Source organism: Mycobacterium sp. URHB0044 (assembly GCF_000620625.1).
GTDB lineage: Bacteria > Actinomycetota > Actinomycetes > Mycobacteriales > Mycobacteriaceae > Mycobacterium.
Genome location: NZ_JIAW01000007.1, coordinates 41,223 through 59,070, shown reverse-complemented (window position 1 = coordinate 59,070; position 17,848 = coordinate 41,223). Strand labels below are relative to the sequence as shown.

Below are 17,848 nucleotides of genomic sequence, written 5' to 3'. Positions count from 1 at the left end.
AACTCTGCCTGGTCGACTGGCCTCGGCACTTGAGAACTTCACCTCTTGAGAGATCCGAGGCGGGAGGACTGTGGCCCCAAGAGACCGGCTACTCGAGCGTGAGACGGTGCTGAGGGAGCTGGGAGGAGCCCAGCGTGCAGCGGCCAATGGCGACGGCCGTGTGGTGTTGCTGCGAGGTGAGGCCGGCGCCGGCAAGACGGCAGTGATCGCCCGCTTTCTCGCCCGGGTCGGGGACCACGTCCGGGTGCTGCAGGGCTGGTGTGACCCGCTGGCAGCGCCGCGCCCGCTGGGTCCGCTGTTGGACATGCTCTCTGGCTGGTCCGGCGAAGCGGCCGCGGCGATGCGACTGGCCATCGACGCCGGAGAGACCGAGACGATCTATGCGCGGCTGCTAGCGATGTTCGGTCGCGGTGGACCATGGGTCTGCATCATTGAAGACGCACACTGGGCCGACGGCGCCACCTTGGATCTGCTGCGGTTCCTGTCGCGGCGCATCGCATCGCTGCCATTACTGCTGATCGTGTCCTACCGCGAAGACGAAATCGGCGACGATCACCCGCTGGCCGCGCTGCTGGGCGATCTGGCGACTTCGCCCGTGGTCAGCCGGATAGCGCTTGACCCGCTGAGCCCGGACGCGGTGGCTGAGCTGGCCGCCGGCAGCAGCGTGAACGTGGCCGCGCTGCATGAACTCACCGGCGGTAACGCGTTTTATGTCACCGAGGTGTTGGCGACTGGGGCGGATGTGTTCACACTCGACAGCCTGCCGCGCAGCGTTTCGGAAGCGGTGTGGGGCAGGCTGTCGCGGTTGTCGAGCGCGGCGCGGGAGACTGCACATGCCGCTGCGGTGTGCGGGCCGCGAACGGGTATGGATTTGGTGTACAAGGTGTGCCCGGAGGCTGCGGCGGGTCTGGGCGAATGTCTCGACGCTGGAGTTTTGGCAGCCGACGCCGAGACTGTCGGCTTTCGCCACGAACTTGCCCGCCGCGCGGTGCTGGAAATCATCCCTGACTACCAGCGCCGGGAATTGCACGAACGCGTGCTGACAGTTCTGGCGGAACCGCCGGCGAAGCCGGAAGCGTTGAGCCTGCTGGCTTTTCATGCCGATCAGGCCGGTTACGACACGGCTGTCATTGCGTATGGACCTGCTGCCGCGGAGCGGGCGTCGGCACTGGGCGCGCATCGAGAGGCGGCTGAGTTGTATGCGTTGACCTTGCGTCACGCCGGGGTCGCCCCCGACGAGCAGAGGGTGCATTGGCTTGAGAAGCATGCAATCTCGAGCTATATGACAGGGCTCACCGATGCGGCCGCGGAGTCTTTCCGAGATGCGATCGAGGTGCGCCGCACGCTGGGTGATGGCCTGGGCGAGGGAGACGATCTTCAGTGGTTGTCCTTCATGTTGTGGCCGCTGGGACGTCGGACAGAAGCCATCGAGGCCGGACGCGAGTCGTTGCGGCTGCTCGAGAAGGTCGGGCCTTGCCCGCAGTTGGTTTGGTCGCTGGTCAACATGGCTCAGCTGTCCGCTGTCTGCTATGACCCCGAATGCGCCGAATTCGCCTCCCGTGCAATCGCTTTGGGCGAACAGTTGGCTGATCCGGCCGCGGTGGTGCGGGCCCGGGTGTTTGCGACGTTGGCCACGGTGATGGGCAGCGACACCGGCTGGGAGCAGCTCGAAGCCGTGTGGCGCGAGGCCATGGCCATAGAGGGATTCGCGGAACATGCGGGCCTGGCCGGGGCGCTGCTGTGCTGGACCGCCGCGGTACACCACGACCTCGAACGCGCCGAGTCTTACATCGGCGAAGCGTCCGCGTTCTGCGCAGCTCACGACGTGCACGTGTACCACCCGTTCCCAGTCGGCGCCGCTGCCGTCGTCAAGATGCACCGGGGGGAGTGGGACGGTGCATTGAGCTGTGCCGAGGATGTGTTGAGTTGGCCCGGGCTCAACCCGACGGCCCGGATCCTTCCGTTGGTCACGGTCGCGTTGGTCCGCGCGCGTCGAGGCGAGCAGTCACTAGCCCGTCCACTGGACGACGCCCTCGGCGTCGCCGATCCCGACGACCTGTTTCGGCTCGGCGCGGTATGGGCCGCACGCGCCGAAGTCGCCTGGCTTGCCGGTGACGACGACGCTGCGCGCGCCGAAGCGCTTACAGGTCTTGCCGCGGCGCGCAGTGGCCGGCCAGACCCCTGGTTGGTGGGTCGCCTGCGGAGATGGGCGCATTTGGCTGGTGGACTGGATGGGGACGCGCCAGTGGTCGACACGGTTACGCCGTATGGGCTTGAAGTCAGTGGTGATTGGCAAGCCGCAGCTGTCGAATGGACCCGACGGGGGTGCCCTTATGACGCCGCGGTGGCCCAACTCGGCGGCGACATTCCTGCCGTGGAAACCGCATCCGAAACCTTCCGACGCCTGGGTGCGCGCGCCGCCGCCCGCCGCGCCCAGCGACTGCTCACCGAACTGCGCGGCCGCAATCCCGAGACGCGGCGCAAAGCCACCATCGCGGATCCGCACGGGCTCACGCCACGTGAACTCGACGTACTCGAACTCATCGCCGAAGGCCAGAGCGACGCCCAGATTGCGGCCGCTCTGTTCATCAGCCCCAAGACCGCGAATAGACATGTGGGGGCGATCTTGGCCAAGCTAGGTGTTCGCAACCGTGCGCACGCCGCCGCTGCGTACGCGTCCAAGCAACACCCGGAGCAAGACACGGCTCGCTGACGGCGCAACACTGCTGCAACGTCTATGCGATGCCGCATTTGGTCCCATTTATGGGGTGAACGCCTCATGTGCCGAAGCTGCCCGGCGCAGCACACTATCTACTGATCGCGCCGCGGTCTGCGCATCGCATCGACGCCAGCGCACAACGCACATCGAAGGAGTAGTTGAATGAATATCGTACCGGCAAGCATCCAGCAGCACATCAATCGTGTTGATCGTCAACCGAGTCTAGCGATCGGGATCGTCTGCGGCCTGGTCGCATTGGGGTCGGCTTACCGCGTGTTCTGGTCGCTCTACCTCGCGCTGACCTACGACTTCTTGTTCGGGACTTTGGTCTTCCAGATTGTCTTGTGGGGTGTGATCGGCGCCGCCGCTGCGATCGCGGCCGTCGGCTTCCTCACGCGCTACAGCAAGAGTCCAGAAGCCGCTGATTCCAACGAAAGCCAGCAACTGTGAATTGAGCGACCGGACACGACACTGCCCGCGATCAACACCTCTTCCCTGCTGAACGTTGCGAACAAACGAGAGCCGCCCCGCGGTCGAGTGGGGCGGCTATCGCAACGGGTAGAAGGCTGGCAGCCAGTGCTTTTCAGCCTAATCGACCGGTCAAGCTCATGGAAGATGATGAAAGTGACTGAGCGGCAGCTTGGTTGGGATGAGGTCAAGTGGCAGGTATCGGAAGCAACGCTCCGGAGTTGAAACAGTCCAGGAAAGAATTGACTCTCTATGAGTAACCGGCTAATAGACCAGGATGACCCCGAAAAGCGCGCCGCCGATCTGGAACATCAGTTTTCCGAGTCCAAGCGCGGGGTAGATCTGTCGCAGGCGGCTCCGCCCGGCGAGGCAACGGCGCGCCGCTTCGTGGCATTCGCCGCCCCGCCCACCGCCAAGCAGATGATGAAGTATGTCTATCTGCTGACGGCATTGGCCACCGCTTCGCTCGCGGCTATCAACATGGCGCTCTTGTTGGGCGGCTCCATCCTGGGGTCTGAAAGGGTTTGGCAGGACGGTGGCGCGGTGGTGTTGGTCGCGGTCATGCTGCTTGCCCGTCCGGCCTACTCCGCGTTCCAACGGCGGATGTATCGCGGAAAGAAGATCCTGGTCGACGTCGGCAGCGATGACCTGACCATGCATACAAGGCCGGGTGAGGTCTTTTCGTTCGTTGATGCGCAGGTGGGCCGATGGGTTCTCCCGGGGTATGGCGGTGCGACGAGAGGCACGGCGCTGCACCTGCGTTGCGGCGAGCATCGCTTTGTTCTCGGCGGACGAGATCATCGCGCTGCCAACGGAACGCCATTGGAAGCCGCACCCGTGGACACCGTCGACGCGTGGATGTGGGCTCCAGATTTCGATGAGCTTCTTGCAATCGTGTGCGCTCCGGGTCGGTCCGATGCCCACGGCTCCACACCCGGTCAACCGACTCGCTGCCTGCTGCTCCCGAACCCCATGACAATGTTCTCGTTCTCGTTTGTGGGGATGTTCAAAAACACGGCAACGGCATTGAGGATGAGTGCCAATCCACCGCTACCGAGCATGGCCATCGAGGTTGGCAATCAGGCGATCTCGGTAATCGACCTGAAGAGCAATGCAATTATCACCTCGGCATCGCCGTCGCAGGTGACCGCGACGCCGGCCGAAAGCTCGCGCTGGATGCCCAAGATGGGTAAGCAGACGACACCCGTGCTGGTTGTAGAGATTCCCGACATGGAACCACTGACCATCGGATGTGCTGAGTTCACCGAGCCGCCTCAGGCTACGTGGAGCCGCAAAACCAAGCTTTGGAACCGGTTTACGTGGCGCGGCAAGGTGCACGCGGTGCCGGAACCGGCGTTTGTGGTCTCGGACGTGGATTGGCTGACGCTAGTCGAGAAATTCGGGTTGATGCCGTATTTGGAAGACAGCGCTAAGTCGACTGCCGTAGCGGAGGGCACCGCCGTCACCAAGCCCACACGGCTGTCATTGGCTCGGCCGAAACGCAAGCTCTGGATCTACGTCGTCATTCTTGCCGTGATCATGTTCGTCGGGAGCCAGGCGATGCTATCGGTAGCCGAAAGGATCACGTACAACCGTCAGCTGAAAGTCAATCAACTGACGGCGGATCGTCTGCGGCAGTTCGCATTGCCGTTCACCGACCTGCGCCTTCCTCACGGTGTGGCGGTGGACGGCGACGGCAACGTCTACGTCACCGAAACCCGCACCAATCGGGTGTTGAAGCTGGCGACTGGGTCGAGCACCCAAACTGTATTGCCGTTTACCGGCCTCGATCTTTCCGACGGCAGCGTCGTCGACTCTGACACCGCCGGCATCGCGGTGGACCCCGCCGGCGACGTCTATGTCACCGACACCGGCCACGATCGGGTGGTGAAGCTGGCCAACGGGTCGAGCACCCAAACAGTGCTGCCTTTCAGGAACCTGAATGTTCCCAAGGGCGTGGCGGTTGACGCCGCGGGCGCAGTATATGTCGTCGACTACTTTTACGGTCGGATAGTCAAGTTGCCGGCGGGGTCGAGTACGCAAACCTCGCTGCCGAAGACCGGCGGGGGCAGCCTTGGTGATGTGGCGGTGGATACCACCGGCACCGTCTACGCCAACGCCTTTCGATGCTCCGGAAAGTCTTCCTGTAGTAGTCGTCTGCTGAAACTTGCGGCAGGGTCGAATACGTGGACCACGTTGCCGTCCGCCGCCCCCTCGCAGACTTCCGTGACGGTGGACATCACCGGCAACTTGTACGTCCTCGCATTGGGCGACACGGGCGGCGTGATGAAGTTGACGCCTGGGTCGGACAACTGGACCGAGTTACCGGGCGCGCACCGCTTCGTAGACCCGATGGGCTTGGCAGTCGACACCCGCGGCAACGTGTACGTCACCGATCACGCGGGGAGCCGGGCACCAGGAGGCGGATCGTTCTTCGGCTTATGGCAGCCGAAAGATGACGCGGAGGGTTACGTGGTCAAACTGCCGGCGGGCTGAGACGTCCCATTCGGCACGTGTGACGGCTTGACGTTCTCCGCCACTACTTTTGAGACATCGCAGCGCAGACTTCCTGCTAGTTGGACAGCACCGAAGCACGCCGGCTCATTAGAGCGCTGAGTTGTCGACGACACGTAGACCAGCCCATCGGCGATTGACTAACCGGTCGCCATTCTCAGCCCGTCGGGTGTACCTCCAGTTCACATGTGTCGATTTCGACCGGGACGGTGAAGGTTTCGGTGGCGTCGGGCGGAGTTACCAACAGTTCCGTGTGGGTCGTACAGAGGTGTTAGACCGCGTCCTGTCCCGTCCTACACAGCGCGGACTTCCGTGGCAGCTGCGTCGAGGACATAAGTGAAAGTCGTTGCGGTCAACGCAAGTAGGACCAATTTGTGATCATCATCGGCGGACTACTTCTCGTCCGGATATAGACGACTGCCGGTGATACCGCCGCCGGTGATCGGCGGGCCGAGCATTGTGACGGAGGAATTCGCGACGGGATCATAGGCCACCATGGACTTCCCGCCGCCGCAGCCGACATTGGCCACGACCACCAGCTTGTCTCCGCTGACACCGGCGAGTTCGACGCTGTCGCTGATGCCCGGAATGTCGACGCGCGTGGTGTGCCCATCCGAGGTCAATCGAGATACGAACGACGTGCCGCAAGCCGCCGCTGTCGGAAGAAACACCCCACCCGGCGTCTGATAAGCGTTCCAATTGCCGAGGTTGCCCTCAAACCCCGGGTCGTGCCCTTGTGCTGAGTTGAACGCCGTCAATGCAGTTGGCGTGCCGCCATCGAGTGGCACCTCCCAGAGCTGCTCACCCGAGCCTCTCTGGGCGGAGCAATGGGCCAGGAACACCCCCGGCTTCCACCACTTCATCGGTGCGCAGTAGGCATTTTGCATCGGCACGGGCAGGGTGCGGATAATTGACCCGTTGTTGTCCATCACCACAAGGCTGTTGTCTGATCGGGGCACGATCTCGTTTCCGAGGTTTGCCGTGCCGAGAACCACTTGAGTCCCGTCGGGTGACTCGAGGTAGTCGCCGCTGAACTGTCCTGCACCGCCCAAATCATCGGTGGGATACGCGAATTCCTCATGGCCCGACATGTCGATGCGTTTCAGCGTTCCTGGCTCGTTGCCGTTGAAGTCCGTTGACACCAGCAGGGCCTTGCCGTCCGGACGTGTGTACTCAGTGGTTCCGTCGACCGGGGTGGTGGTGCGCTCAGCGGTGTGCAGATCGACCGCGAGCGCGTATTTCTTGCGCTCCTTGATGATTGAGAACAGCGCGTGGCTGCCGTCACCCGACCAGTCGATCAGGTAGGGCTCGCCGTCTTCGGGTGTGAACGTCGTGATGCTGTAGCGGTTACCCGTTGCCGGCTCGAGCAGGTACAGCACTGTCGTGGCTTCCTCGGGAGCCACCTCGCCGGGTGCGGGCTGCTTGCCCGGCATGTGCGGTGTGACCGGAGTCCACATGGCAAGTGCCCATCTCGGGCCAACTTGGGCCCACGGCACGTCGCCGATGCCACGCTCGACGCCCTGAGCGGCGGCGGGCGTGGCATCCGGCGTCGCAACGGCGGTTAAGCCGGGCGCGGCTGTGGGTGCCGAACTATGCTGTGCTGCAGTCGAACCGGTCGGTGATGTGCAGCCGGTGGTCAGCGTTATGGCCGCAACGGCGATGAGCGCTGGTCGGTGTGCCATCCTGGTCATTGCGGGTCCTTTCGTTGGAGACGAATGCTGCGGCCTGGTACTTGGCGGATTCTTGGGAGTCGGTGTGGCGCTCAGCCGACGAGCGGAACGATCATGTTCGCGCGTCTGTTTTCAGATCGATCACCCGAATATCCTCTGCGCAAACGTCAATGGCCAGGCTAGGTTTGAAGTCGCCACTCTTGGCCTCAGAATATGTGGCGCACGCAAGGGTCGACCATTCCACGAGCCAGCGGCGTGTCCACTTGGTCTGGTCGGCCGGTTCGTCGTTGGCGCTCATGCGTCGGAGTATGTTGCGCCCGGACCGCCTACCGGTCCCAATTTTGGGCACCCTCGGATGGCCCTGCTGCACACGCGTCACCGCGGGATCGAGACGGCAAGGTCCTCACACTTTCCTTTCAGTTTCGTGTCGGCACTCGTGAACGCACTCAACAGAAGTCAGACTCCTTTGAGTTCGACTACGCGGTGGTTGCCGCTGTCGACTACGTATACGTCCCCCGCATCTTTGACCGCCACGCTGACCGGATGGTTCAGTCCTTCGAACGGCAGCACGGTTGCTTTGTCCGCGCCTGCCGGCAGCATCAGGGCTTGATTGCGTTGTGTATTCACCACATACACGGCTGCAGCGCCGTCGACTGCGATATCGGAGATGCTCTGCAGGTCTGTGAACGGCAGTTCGGTCGGACTGGTCGCGCCTGGCGCCAACGCCAGCACGCGATTGCGGCGGTAGTCGCCGACGTACAGAACGCCGGCGGCGTCGGTCGCCATGCCTCCGAGACCGTCCACGTACTCGAAAGGCAGCACCTCAGGGGTTTTCCATCCCGGCGCCTGCTTCTCCACGTGAATAGGAAGACAGCAGCCGCCGCCGGCGACCTGGCCACCGCCGGTGACCCCATAGACATTCCCCGCGTTGTCCAGCGTCAGGATCTGGCCGCGAACACCGATATCGGGCAACGGCAGCGTGGTCTGCTGGTCTGACACGGGTGCCACCTTCACCAAATGGCTGTTGTGCTGTCCACGTTCGATGACCCACAAGTCGCCGGAGGGCGTAGCGAGCAGAGTGCTACGCGTAAATGGCAGTGTCTTCTGCGTTTTGAACCCTGCAGCCAACTCGATGACCCGGTTGCTTGTGGACCCTTCACCCGGGGTGATGTCGGTGATGTACACATTGCCCGCCGAGTCGACCTCGACGTCATCGGGCCGTTCAAGGCCGGAGAAAGGGACCATGGTTTGTTTGGGCGCGGGGGCGGGTTGGTTCGCTATCGGAGACGGCTGGGGCGCGGACGTCGGTTGGGTGCACGCAGTCGCGCCGAGTGCCCCGACGGCGAATACCGCGAACATGGCGATCACGCGGCGCATCAGCCTGCCGCCAACTTCACGACGCGGCCGAATCCGCTGTTGTCGATGACGTATACGTTGCCTGCTTCATCCACCGACACGGCGTGGGGTCCGTTGAGACCGGTAAACGGCAGTATTGTCGAATCATCGTTTCTAGCAGTTCTTCTCAAGACCTGCCGATCGCGGATGTCGGCCACGAACACATCACCTGCAGGATCCACCGCGAATGCGCCGCTGTCTAATCCGCAGATCGACAAGGCGGTCTGGTCATTGGTTCCCGCCGCCAATTTCAGCAATTGACTCTTGTTTGAGTCTGAGACGTAGACGTTGCCTGCGCCGTCCACCGCCAGCCCGTCGGGATATCTGATGTCCCCACTTAATGGCAGCACCGTCTGTTCGTTCGAGCTGGCGTCCAGCTTCACCACCCGCGGCTCACGGTCCGTCACATAGACGTTTCCGTCGCTGTCGACCGCCAGGTGGGATGGGTTGGTCAGCCCTGTGAACGGAAGGGTCGTCGGCTGACTCGAACCGACCGCCAGTTTCAGTACGCGGTCGCCTTGCTGATCTGTGGCGTAAACGTTGCCTGTGCCGTCCACGGTGATGTCGCGAATTGTGTGCGCGCCGGCGAACGGCAGCACGGTCTGGTCATTCGATCCGGCGCTCAGTTTCATCACACGGTCCTGATCGGTCACGTACACGTTGCCGGCGTTGTCTGCAGCTACGGCGCCGGGATGAGTCAACCCCGTGAAGGGCAGGACCGATTGCCGGAGCGACGACGCGGGTGGATTCGGCGGCGTCGGTTCCGACGAGTCCTTCAGTACCGTGAAGGGCAGATCGGCCTTCCCGACCTGGACGAGCGGACGGGGGACTACCACCGTCGTCTCGATGCTGCCTTTGCCTGCGGTCATCGAGCGATCGAGGGAGATCCGGTATCGCACTGTCACCGCCTTGCCCTTGGGCAGTGGTTGGACGTCGGTAAATCCGCCGAGGTAGTCCATGCCGGTGGTGATAACCGGATGCTCTATGCGAACCCACCTGTTGCTGCTCGGCTCGAAGCGTTCGACACTGCCTTCGGGCAGCCCCAAGAATGACGTCGCACAACTACACCGCGTCAGCACCGTGGTGACGCCGACGCTCGGGTAGTCGACCGGTGAGTTGTTGCACAAAGTGACGTCGACCTCGGCCGGTGGATCGCCGGGTTTGACGGTGCCCGAGGGAACGCCGCTCATGGTGACCGAGATTCGGGCATCGGCGGGCACGGGCTCGTATTCCTCGGCTGCGGGCATGGGCTGAGTGTTCGGATTGACCTGGCAGTCACCGCCCTGCGCAGCTGGAGATGTCGTCGGGTTTGTTGGCGCCGGCTGCTGTTGATTCGTCGAGCATCCGGTGAGCGCGATGGTCGCCGCCATCGTCGCGCTCAGAGCTAGACCCAAAATGGCGCTATTCATGATCGTGACCTGGCAGCGTCTGCCGTGCAGTCGAACGCTTGCCGTCCGCGTCAAGCATGTCAGTCCAGATGTGCACGACGCCTCCTAACGTATTCGTGTTTTGTCAGTGCGTGCGGTGGTAGGCCGCTGGTCTTGCAGGCCGTCCGCGCACGCTCACTGGATACTGTGTCTGAGCAACCACGCTGCGGCATATGGGGCGTTTGCCTCATATTTGTGGTGGATTGCGCCGCCTGGGACTGCCTGGCCGAGAAGATGATCCAATCGGCAGCCACCCGCACGGTAGGCGAGCCGACCATGAAAAGTTGCGGGTGCTAATTACTCTGCGGTCCGAAATGAATGTGTCGGCCGAACTATGGCTTTCTGACACTTCGGCGCGCTACCTGTCGTCAAATCGATCTCTTCGCAGAGTCCAGCGATCGCTTCGGGGCATTTATGCGGTGAACGCCTCATGTGCTGAGGTGTCCGGCCGGGCACAGTACACAGTGAACGCATGCTGGCGGGTTCCACGGGCATCGCACACCGCCACAGGAGGCAATGCGCTCAGTGAGCAGTGCCTGCGCCACCAGATAGGGGTGAACCATGAACAACAACACTTCTCGCCAGACTGACGACTCTGCGCGGGCTGATATGAACGTCGACGCGGCGCCGGCCGATTCTCGCCAGTTCGTGGCACAACATTCTCCGTTCTGGGGCGCCAAAGTGGCTTCGATAACGGGACCCGCGTGGCAGAAGCATCCTGGTAAGTCTTATCTCGTTTATGTGGCGCTGATTTTCGCGTTTTGTGCTGTGCTGTGTGGCCTGTGGTTCGGTCTGCAGTCATATATGCAGGGTCGTGCCGAATGGTTACAGAGCCTCGCAGGTCACGGGTTCCAGCTCGCCGGCCTTCTAGTTCTTTTCGGGAGTGTGTCCGCCTGGACGGCGTGGTCTCAAAGGCGAAAGATCCTCATCTCGGTCACCAGCGACGGCCTGACTGTCAATCGGCGGCCGGGCGATGTCTATTCGTTCAGCGACGCGAAGCTGGGCACATGGCGAGTGACTGGCGGAATGACGATGGGTACAGCGCTGCACCTGTATTGCGGCCCAAGGCGATTCGTGCTCGGTGGACGAGACCACCGCCTTGCTTCCGGAGTCCGACTCGATGCGCAGGACGTGGGCTACGGCCTTCCGGCGGATATCGACGCCTGGCTGTCGGCCCCAGAGTTCGAGGAGATACTCGCCATGGTCGGCCGCCGCAGCGCTCTCGACCTCCGACCGCCTACATACGGGGGACCGACCATTTGTCTACTGTTTCCCAATCCCCTACTGATCCAAGACATGGGGTCGTTTGCATTCCGTAAACGGAAGGAATTCCTCCAGTCCCTCGACCGGCCTCGGTTGGCGATTGAGGTGAGCCCAGATGCGATCCGGGTGGTTGACCCGAATCGCGGTGCTCTCATGGCTTCTGTATCGCCTGCGCAGGTGACTGCTACACCGGTGATATACCGGCCCTCGTCTGGGCATTGGATTCCGACGTTGGAGCAACTCGTGAGCGATTTGACGACCAGGTACTGGTCAACCACGCCCGGTATGCATATAGCTATCCCTGGCATGCCACCGCTGACCATCGGATGTCGCGACACCGTGACGGGACTAGACCGCTGGTTTTCGTGGCCCGACGAAGTACCTACCGAGAACGCCATCGCTGAGTACGTGGTCTCCGGCGCGGATTGGCTGACACTCACTGAGAAATTCGTCCTGCGAGCGAGCGCGAACGCGCCATAAACGCTGTGCAGCAGCATGGTTCGTACGGCACCGCGATATCAGGAAAGGACCGTGACGATATGAGTCTCAACGACCGATCGGCTACGTCGCGACAATTCGTGGCAACCTCAGCGGCCTACTCACCCGTATGGGAGCGAAGCACCAAATACTGGCAGGCCGGCTTCGGCGTGATCGCCATGCTCGCCTTCTTGGTGACGATGGGCCCCTCGTGGGGTCTCAAATCGCCGCCCTTGCCGCATATTGACCTGACGGTGGGTCTCTCCGTGCTGGCAGGGCTGGTACTGGCTGTCAGCGTGGGTGTAGGTGCGTACCTCCTTTGGCGGTCGCGCCGCAAGTACCTCATTACCGCCACCAACGAAGGGCTCATCATCGATAGGCGACCCGGTGATGTCTATTCACTCAATGACGCGGAGGTGGGCCCCTGGTCCGACACGGGGGTGGCGCTTCATCTCCAATGTGGCTGTCACCGCTTCCTTCTCGGCGCACGAGAACGTCGCGTTGATCCGGCGGCACCGAGCAACGCACCACACGTGCAGCTCGTCGACGCGTGGATGTCCGCGTCCGAGTTCGATGATCTTCTCTCCCTGCGAAGCGGTGGCAGCCGAGCTGCGCCACTCGGAGCCGCACCCGCAAAACCCGGCGAGCCGACCCGTTATGAACTTGTTGGACTTCCGCAACGCTATTCAGGGCACTTCTGGAATAAGCAGCCGGTGACACCACCAGACCTGATCCTCGAAATTGGGCTCGACGATGCGGTTCGCATTATCGACGCGCACACGAAGGCGCTCATCGCCTCGTCTTCGCTTGCCCGGGTGACGGCTACACCGGCAAGATACGTCAGCTGGGAAGAGGGCAAGGAGATAGAACAGCTTTTGATCCTCGATCTGCCCGGCCTGGAACCCGTGCGAATTCGAGCTCGCCCCATGCCGTCGAGCACCGATTACCGGTATGCGTGGAGCGATAGCGTCGGTCATGCGGATCAACCCACGTATGTTGTCACAGAAGGGGAGTGGCTTGCGCTGGTTGAGAAATTCGGCTTGGGCAGCCTCATCGCTGACGAGTATGCGTCCGGGGAGATAGCGCGACGAAACCGACGCGCCATGATCTCCGCTGTTGTGGGGTTTGCGTTGGTTCTCGTTGGCTATGCGCTGTCGGCATACCAAAGGTATTCGGGGCAAGGCTAAACCCGCAAAGCCTCCTCGCATGGCGGCGGCCAGGTAGAAAGTTGCCGGACGGCTTACGCTGGCCGCTAGCCCTGTTGGGTGTCCTCCAGATATTGGGTCAGGCCGAACTTCTCGACGAGAATCAGCCAGTCCTCGTCCGTCACACCGTAGGCGGGCCCGCCCTTCATCCTCACCGCAGTTGGAGCCGCGGCAGGAGGCAGCTTGCCCTGCCATGAAAACCGCGTATGCCGGAGTCCCGAAAGCCGGTCCGCCTTCCGAATCGTTACCGGTCTAATCGTCAGTGGTTGCAAGCCGGGCACATGCAGGATGAGGACCGGCGACGTCCAACCGCGCTCGTCCTCAGAACCATTGTCGCGGTGCTTCTTAGGTATCGCAGCGACCTGTTCATACCAAGCTGAGGCAATCATCGCGTTCGTGTACGGGTCGATAACCCCCATCTGGGTCTTGCCCAAGTCGAGGGCCCAGTGCGGGGCGCGTTTCCGGACGGTATCAAGCGGAATCAGATGACAGCGGGCCGGCCCCCCGGGTGCAGGCGGGTGGACGTCCAACCCGCTGCGGGGACCGATGATCGTGAGAAGCTCATCGAAGTCTTGGGCACACAACCAAGCGTCGACGTTGCGTTTGAGCTCTGCTCGGAGCGGTGTTCTACTGCCAACGCGATGATCCTGCCCACCGAGAACAAAACTGTGGCGGTCGCCCTCGAACAAGGCACTCACGCGTGCCGTGAAGGACCGATTCGAATCTTGTATCGGGCTTTCACATCTCAGGTGCAGCGCCGTGCCAATCCTTGTGCCGCCAGAGAACTCAGGCGACCACAGTCCCAGCATCGCGCCAGTGAATGAAAAAACGTCGCCAGGCCTCTTATCGATAGTGAGACCGTCACTCGTCACGCAAACGCGGATCTGTTTGTCCGTGCTCCGATCGACGGCGACAAACTCGCGCGGCGCGAGGGGTTCGTCAGCGACGCTCACCGCAAGGCTATTCGGCCTGGAACTCCGGGCGATGCCGGTATTGCACGCAACTTTCGTGCTCGGTTCGTCCTCGACCAGTCGCCGATTGAAATCGATCCATACGTTTCTAGGGTTGGTGGAATCAATCTGCACTGGGACAACGATGTTCGGGCGAAAAGCGGCGCGGCTGTACAGGACCGTGAGTGGGAGGCGCTGCCTAACGGTCGCCTCGTAGGGTTGTCGGCCGACCGCTTCCACCCTGAGCGCCAGTTCGTAGCTGAGGTAGCGGGCGTCCCTCCACGCCAGAATCCGTGCCGTCCCCGCTAGCGCAGGCCCTCGAAACTTAGGCGTTTTCTTCGTCTTGGGCGATGCCAGCTTTCGCTGCCAGGTCTCCATGATCTGATAGATGAACCAACTGGCACAAACGATTATGATGCCGACGGCAGCCGGTACCTGAGCCCACGCGGGAAGGTGAGTCAATACGTAGTGCAGCCCTGGGACGTCATAATCAGAGTCGGCGACCACTATCCGCACTGGTGCCGACAGCGGTGCAGAGATCGCCTCCGCGCCGCTGCTCATGCGTGAAAATTGGGGTCCGGGTGCGGCGGAACGGGGCACCAGAACGGGCTGCAATTGATACCCGACGGGTTGGGACCTGGGGGATTGGCGCCGTCCCAGGCGCTAGATCCCCGCACATCTGTCGTCCCGTCGTCATGGCGTGCCGGCACATTTCCGTAGCCATACGCGACCTGATACCAGGTGTGGCAGACATTCATGTCCCATGAATAATTGTCGGCCCATCTGTTGGGTCCCGACGGCCAATCCATGGATTGCCCTGGACACCAAGTGAATGGCCCCTCGGTGGCGTTGGCGATCGCTGGGGCCACGCTCATGCCGGCGATGGCCACGCCGCCCGACAGCACCGCTCCGGCAACAATTTTGGTGATCTTGTAGGTGTTCATGTGCCTTCCTTTCATTTTGGGCGATGCCCCTACCTTCGGATGGGCGGGCGTAGTAGCAAAAACGGTGCTGTCGAACCCGACTCGCTACATAGTGTGCTGGAGCGACCAGGTTTGGCACATGAGGTATTCGCCTCATAATTGGCTCCAAATGGTGGGTGCCTTCGGACTGCCGCGGTCGAAGTCGTCACGCAGCACCGACGAGAAACGTTGGTGACGACACGGATTGACGCGCAGACGGAGCTGGCTATTGTCCGAGCAGCTTCTGCTTGCGTGCGTCATATTCGGCGTCGGTCAGCACGCCGCTTGCACGCAGTTCCATGAGCTCGGTGAGTCGGTCCAGCGGATTCCTGGCTTGCTCTTGCAACCACTGGTCACGCATCCTGTAGGTCGCCTGCCTCGCCGCGTTTAGAGCCCCAAAGGAACGATCAAGGGCGATCTTTCGGTGATCGCGCGGGTCGTAGAGGACGGGTATCACGGTATTCATCCAGGGCCGCTCTGTGTCCCAGAGCCACGCATCAATTTTGGCCTCAAATGCGTGCGCCTCATCGGGCTCAATCCGCACTCGCATCGTCCACAGGGACCGAGTCGCTTGGACGGGCGCGCTCTGATAGAACTGATCATCATTTTGGTATAGGCCACCAATGATCCGTGTCGTGGACAATACGACAGCCATCGCCGCACTGCCATGCTGGCGTAGCCTCTGCTCGAGGCGCCGCTTCCCTAGACCTAACACTCGCCACCCCGCCCGCTAATACAGTGTCTAACAATGGCTTCGCCGTTGGCCGAGGTCGCCAAACCCAAACTCGTCGCCCTTCAAATGGAATCTTGTGGCCGTTGATTACACCCCGAGTGCTGGTGCGATGGTGGTGTTCCAGGATTCCTGCATCTCCGATTCGAACAATCCCCAGGTGTGGGAACCCTCGGGTCGAACGACGTAATTGATCGGTACACCAGCGGCTGCCGCGGCGTCGGCGAACGCCTTAGTGCTGTCGGCGACGATGCGCTCAATCAATCCGCCGGTGATATTTGGTCCGAAGCCCTCAGGAAGCCGGTCGACTGCGCCGACCCCACCGCTTACCGACGCGGCGGCGTAGACGGCCACGCCTTTCAGCTTGGCGACGTTCTTTGAGGGATCATGGGCCACCCACAGCGGGCCACCGGCTGGGCCCCACATCGCATCGGCGCTCTGGCCGCCACCCATCAGCGTCATCGCCACCTGTTGGGGATTATCGGCGGGGTTGAGAAGACCGCTGTAGGAGCCGACAGCGCGAAATAGTCCCGGAGCTTGGACAGCGTAATCGATCGCGGTGCCACCGGTGCTCGACAGACCGCCGACAGCGTTCTTGCCGTTTGTGTTGTACTGCTTATTGATCAGCGGCGGCAGCTCCTGCGTCATGTATGTCTGGTACTGCTTGCTGGCGTCGCTCACCCAGTTGGTCCACCAGCTGAATGGCCCGCCGAGTGGGGAGACGACGTTGACGTTCTTGGTGGCGAAGAACCCCTGAATATCGGTCATTCCGAACCAGCTCTTGCCGCCGGGCGGAATGGCGCCTCCCGGGTCGAGGTCGTCGCCGCCGTCGATGCCGGGCAGCAAATAGAAGGTGGGCGCACCCGCTTTGGGTGCCTTGAAGACGTCGTTGACGATGACGATGTTCATCGACGGGGAGTACACCGAGACCTTGTCCCACCGATCGTTGACGTGCTGGATATCGGTGATGTGCGCGGCCTCGGCGGCAGCCACTGGAACGGACAGAAAGGACGCAACTGTGATGACTGCAATGGCCACCACGCGAAGACGGTTCATGATCACCGTCAGATCATGTACTGCAACCGGCGGTCAGAGCATGAGGCGTTCACCCCATATTTCGATCCGCGGCGTGGGCTCGATGAGGCCGTGGGCCTATCGGGGCCACATGCTGGCCTTCACGACGGCGGAGGGTCGCGGGGCAGGCGTCGCATGGGAAATTCAATGGGTGATGTCGCGCCAATCCACGACGAAATCATGCGAAGGATCGGCTTGATTTACAACGCAGTCCAATTCGAGACCGATCGCGAGGCTGGGCGCCTGGGTGCGGGGTACCAGCAGGCTGGTTCGACCCTCTAGAGGGGGCATATTCGGGAACCGAAGCTCGACGATGAAGTCGTACAGAGGATCATCTAGGAATTCTGGTCTACTAGTAGGAATGCCGAGGGTGCGCGACGTCTCCCCAGTGTCTGCGAACGACTTGAGGACACCGGCTACCCGCTGACCCGTTTCGAGCAAATCTCCAACCGAGGCGTCGTATCGTGCGGCTTGGCTGCGCGCGCAAGTCCCTGCTAGTTCGAGGTCGGTCTGCGGCTTATTAGTCCGTCCCAAAGTCCTATGCACGATTGGACGGTCGAAATCGAACTGGACATTTTGCGGGTTCTCGGAATCAACGAGTACTGCAACTGTGGCACCGGGTTGCACGTGAGCCAAATGCCACGGCGGTACTGGCCGCCGCAGTATCACATCATACGGTTCGCGTCCAGGGACCTCGGCTGTCAGCCCGACGTTGACCACACGGCAGTCCACTCCGTTGGCATTGATCAGCGAGGTGGTCTGCTGCACCCACAGAACCTCCGACGTACCTGTCAGTGCAGTACCAGTAAACCTGGGCCCCTTGATGGTTCGGTCCCAGCGCACCGCGCCAGCAACAACGCCGACGGCAAGCATCACTCCAACGACTATCAGAAGAATTGCGCGCCAGTCCACCGGGATTCCTCTAGATGAGTGCTTGTCTTCGGAGTATGAGTGGTGCCCATGACGCCTTCGGGCCTGAAGCCACAGCGTGGCG

General features: G+C 62.0%; 13 protein-coding genes and 1 pseudogene. 5 read left to right on the top strand and 9 right to left on the bottom strand.

The window, feature by feature from the left end:
- The first annotated feature begins 70 nt into the window (after window positions 1–70).
- The 3 genes from N536_RS0116110 (at window position 71) to N536_RS40775 (ending at window position 5,683) form a co-directional block, all read left to right on the top strand.
- On the top strand, window positions 71–2,713 hold the full coding sequence (locus N536_RS0116110) for a LuxR family transcriptional regulator (protein ID WP_051574542.1): 2,643 nt from the start codon (window positions 71–73) through the stop codon (window positions 2,711–2,713).
- A gap of 168 nt (window positions 2,714–2,881) precedes the next feature.
- On the top strand, window positions 2,882–3,169 hold the full coding sequence (locus tag N536_RS0116105; RefSeq protein WP_029114542.1) for a hypothetical protein: 288 nt from the start codon (window positions 2,882–2,884) through the stop codon (window positions 3,167–3,169).
- A gap of 270 nt (window positions 3,170–3,439) precedes the next feature.
- Window positions 3,440–5,683, top strand: a complete 2,244-nt coding sequence (locus N536_RS40775; RefSeq protein WP_051574541.1) for an NHL repeat-containing protein — start codon at window positions 3,440–3,442, stop codon at window positions 5,681–5,683.
- A 410-nt stretch (window positions 5,684–6,093) separates the two neighbouring features.
- On the opposite strand, the gene N536_RS0116095 is transcribed toward N536_RS40775, so the two are convergent.
- The 4 genes and pseudogenes from N536_RS0116095 to N536_RS43550 form a co-directional block, all read right to left on the bottom strand.
- Complete coding sequence (locus N536_RS0116095) at window positions 6,094–7,392, bottom strand: hypothetical protein (protein ID WP_029114541.1); 1,299 nt, start codon at window positions 7,390–7,392, stop codon at window positions 6,094–6,096.
- A 91-nt stretch (window positions 7,393–7,483) separates the two neighbouring features.
- On the bottom strand, window positions 7,484–7,669 hold the full coding sequence (locus N536_RS42230) for a hypothetical protein (RefSeq protein WP_155948620.1): 186 nt from the start codon (window positions 7,667–7,669) through the stop codon (window positions 7,484–7,486).
- A 158-nt stretch (window positions 7,670–7,827) separates the two neighbouring features.
- A complete protein-coding gene (locus N536_RS0116090; RefSeq protein WP_029114540.1) occupies window positions 7,828–8,748 on the bottom strand; it encodes a hypothetical protein in 921 nt (306 codons plus the stop codon).
- A pseudogene (locus N536_RS43550) lies at window positions 8,748–8,873 on the bottom strand (hypothetical protein); the annotation flags it as partial. The gene N536_RS0116090 and the pseudogene N536_RS43550, both read right to left, overlap by 1 nt.
- Before the next feature lie 1,881 nt (window positions 8,874–10,754).
- Here N536_RS43550 and N536_RS0116080 point away from each other — a divergent pair.
- Both N536_RS0116080 and N536_RS0116075 read left to right on the top strand, forming a co-directional pair.
- Window positions 10,755–11,936, top strand: coding sequence for a hypothetical protein (locus N536_RS0116080; protein ID WP_155948618.1), 1,182 nt, complete (start codon window positions 10,755–10,757; stop codon window positions 11,934–11,936).
- A gap of 59 nt (window positions 11,937–11,995) precedes the next feature.
- Window positions 11,996–13,120, top strand: a complete 1,125-nt coding sequence (locus N536_RS0116075) for a hypothetical protein (protein WP_155948617.1) — start codon at window positions 11,996–11,998, stop codon at window positions 13,118–13,120.
- Between the two features lie 65 nt (window positions 13,121–13,185).
- Here N536_RS0116075 and N536_RS0116070 read toward each other — a convergent pair whose 3' ends face one another.
- The 5 genes from N536_RS0116070 to N536_RS42225 all read right to left on the bottom strand — a co-directional run bounded on the left by N536_RS0116070 (window position 13,186) and on the right by N536_RS42225 (window position 17,766).
- On the bottom strand, window positions 13,186–14,649 hold the full coding sequence (locus N536_RS0116070) for a hypothetical protein (protein WP_155948616.1): 1,464 nt from the start codon (window positions 14,647–14,649) through the stop codon (window positions 13,186–13,188).
- Entirely contained in the window at window positions 14,646–15,032 is a 387-nt protein-coding gene (locus N536_RS41530) for a hypothetical protein (protein WP_081809233.1), read from the bottom strand. Before N536_RS41530 ends, N536_RS0116070 begins: the two co-directional genes overlap by 4 nt.
- Window positions 15,033–15,276: 244 nt before the next feature.
- Window positions 15,277–15,705 carry an SHOCT domain-containing protein gene (locus N536_RS0116065; protein WP_155948615.1) on the bottom strand — a complete coding sequence of 143 codons (429 nt, stop codon included), beginning with the start codon at window positions 15,703–15,705 and terminating at the stop codon, window positions 15,277–15,279.
- A gap of 165 nt (window positions 15,706–15,870) precedes the next feature.
- Complete coding sequence (locus N536_RS0116060; RefSeq protein ID WP_064751560.1) at window positions 15,871–16,836, bottom strand: alpha/beta hydrolase family protein; 966 nt, start codon at window positions 16,834–16,836, stop codon at window positions 15,871–15,873.
- 162 nt (window positions 16,837–16,998) lie between these two features.
- Entirely contained in the window at window positions 16,999–17,766 is a 768-nt protein-coding gene (locus N536_RS42225; protein ID WP_155948614.1) for a hypothetical protein, read from the bottom strand.
- Window positions 17,767–17,848: the final 82 nt, after the last annotated feature.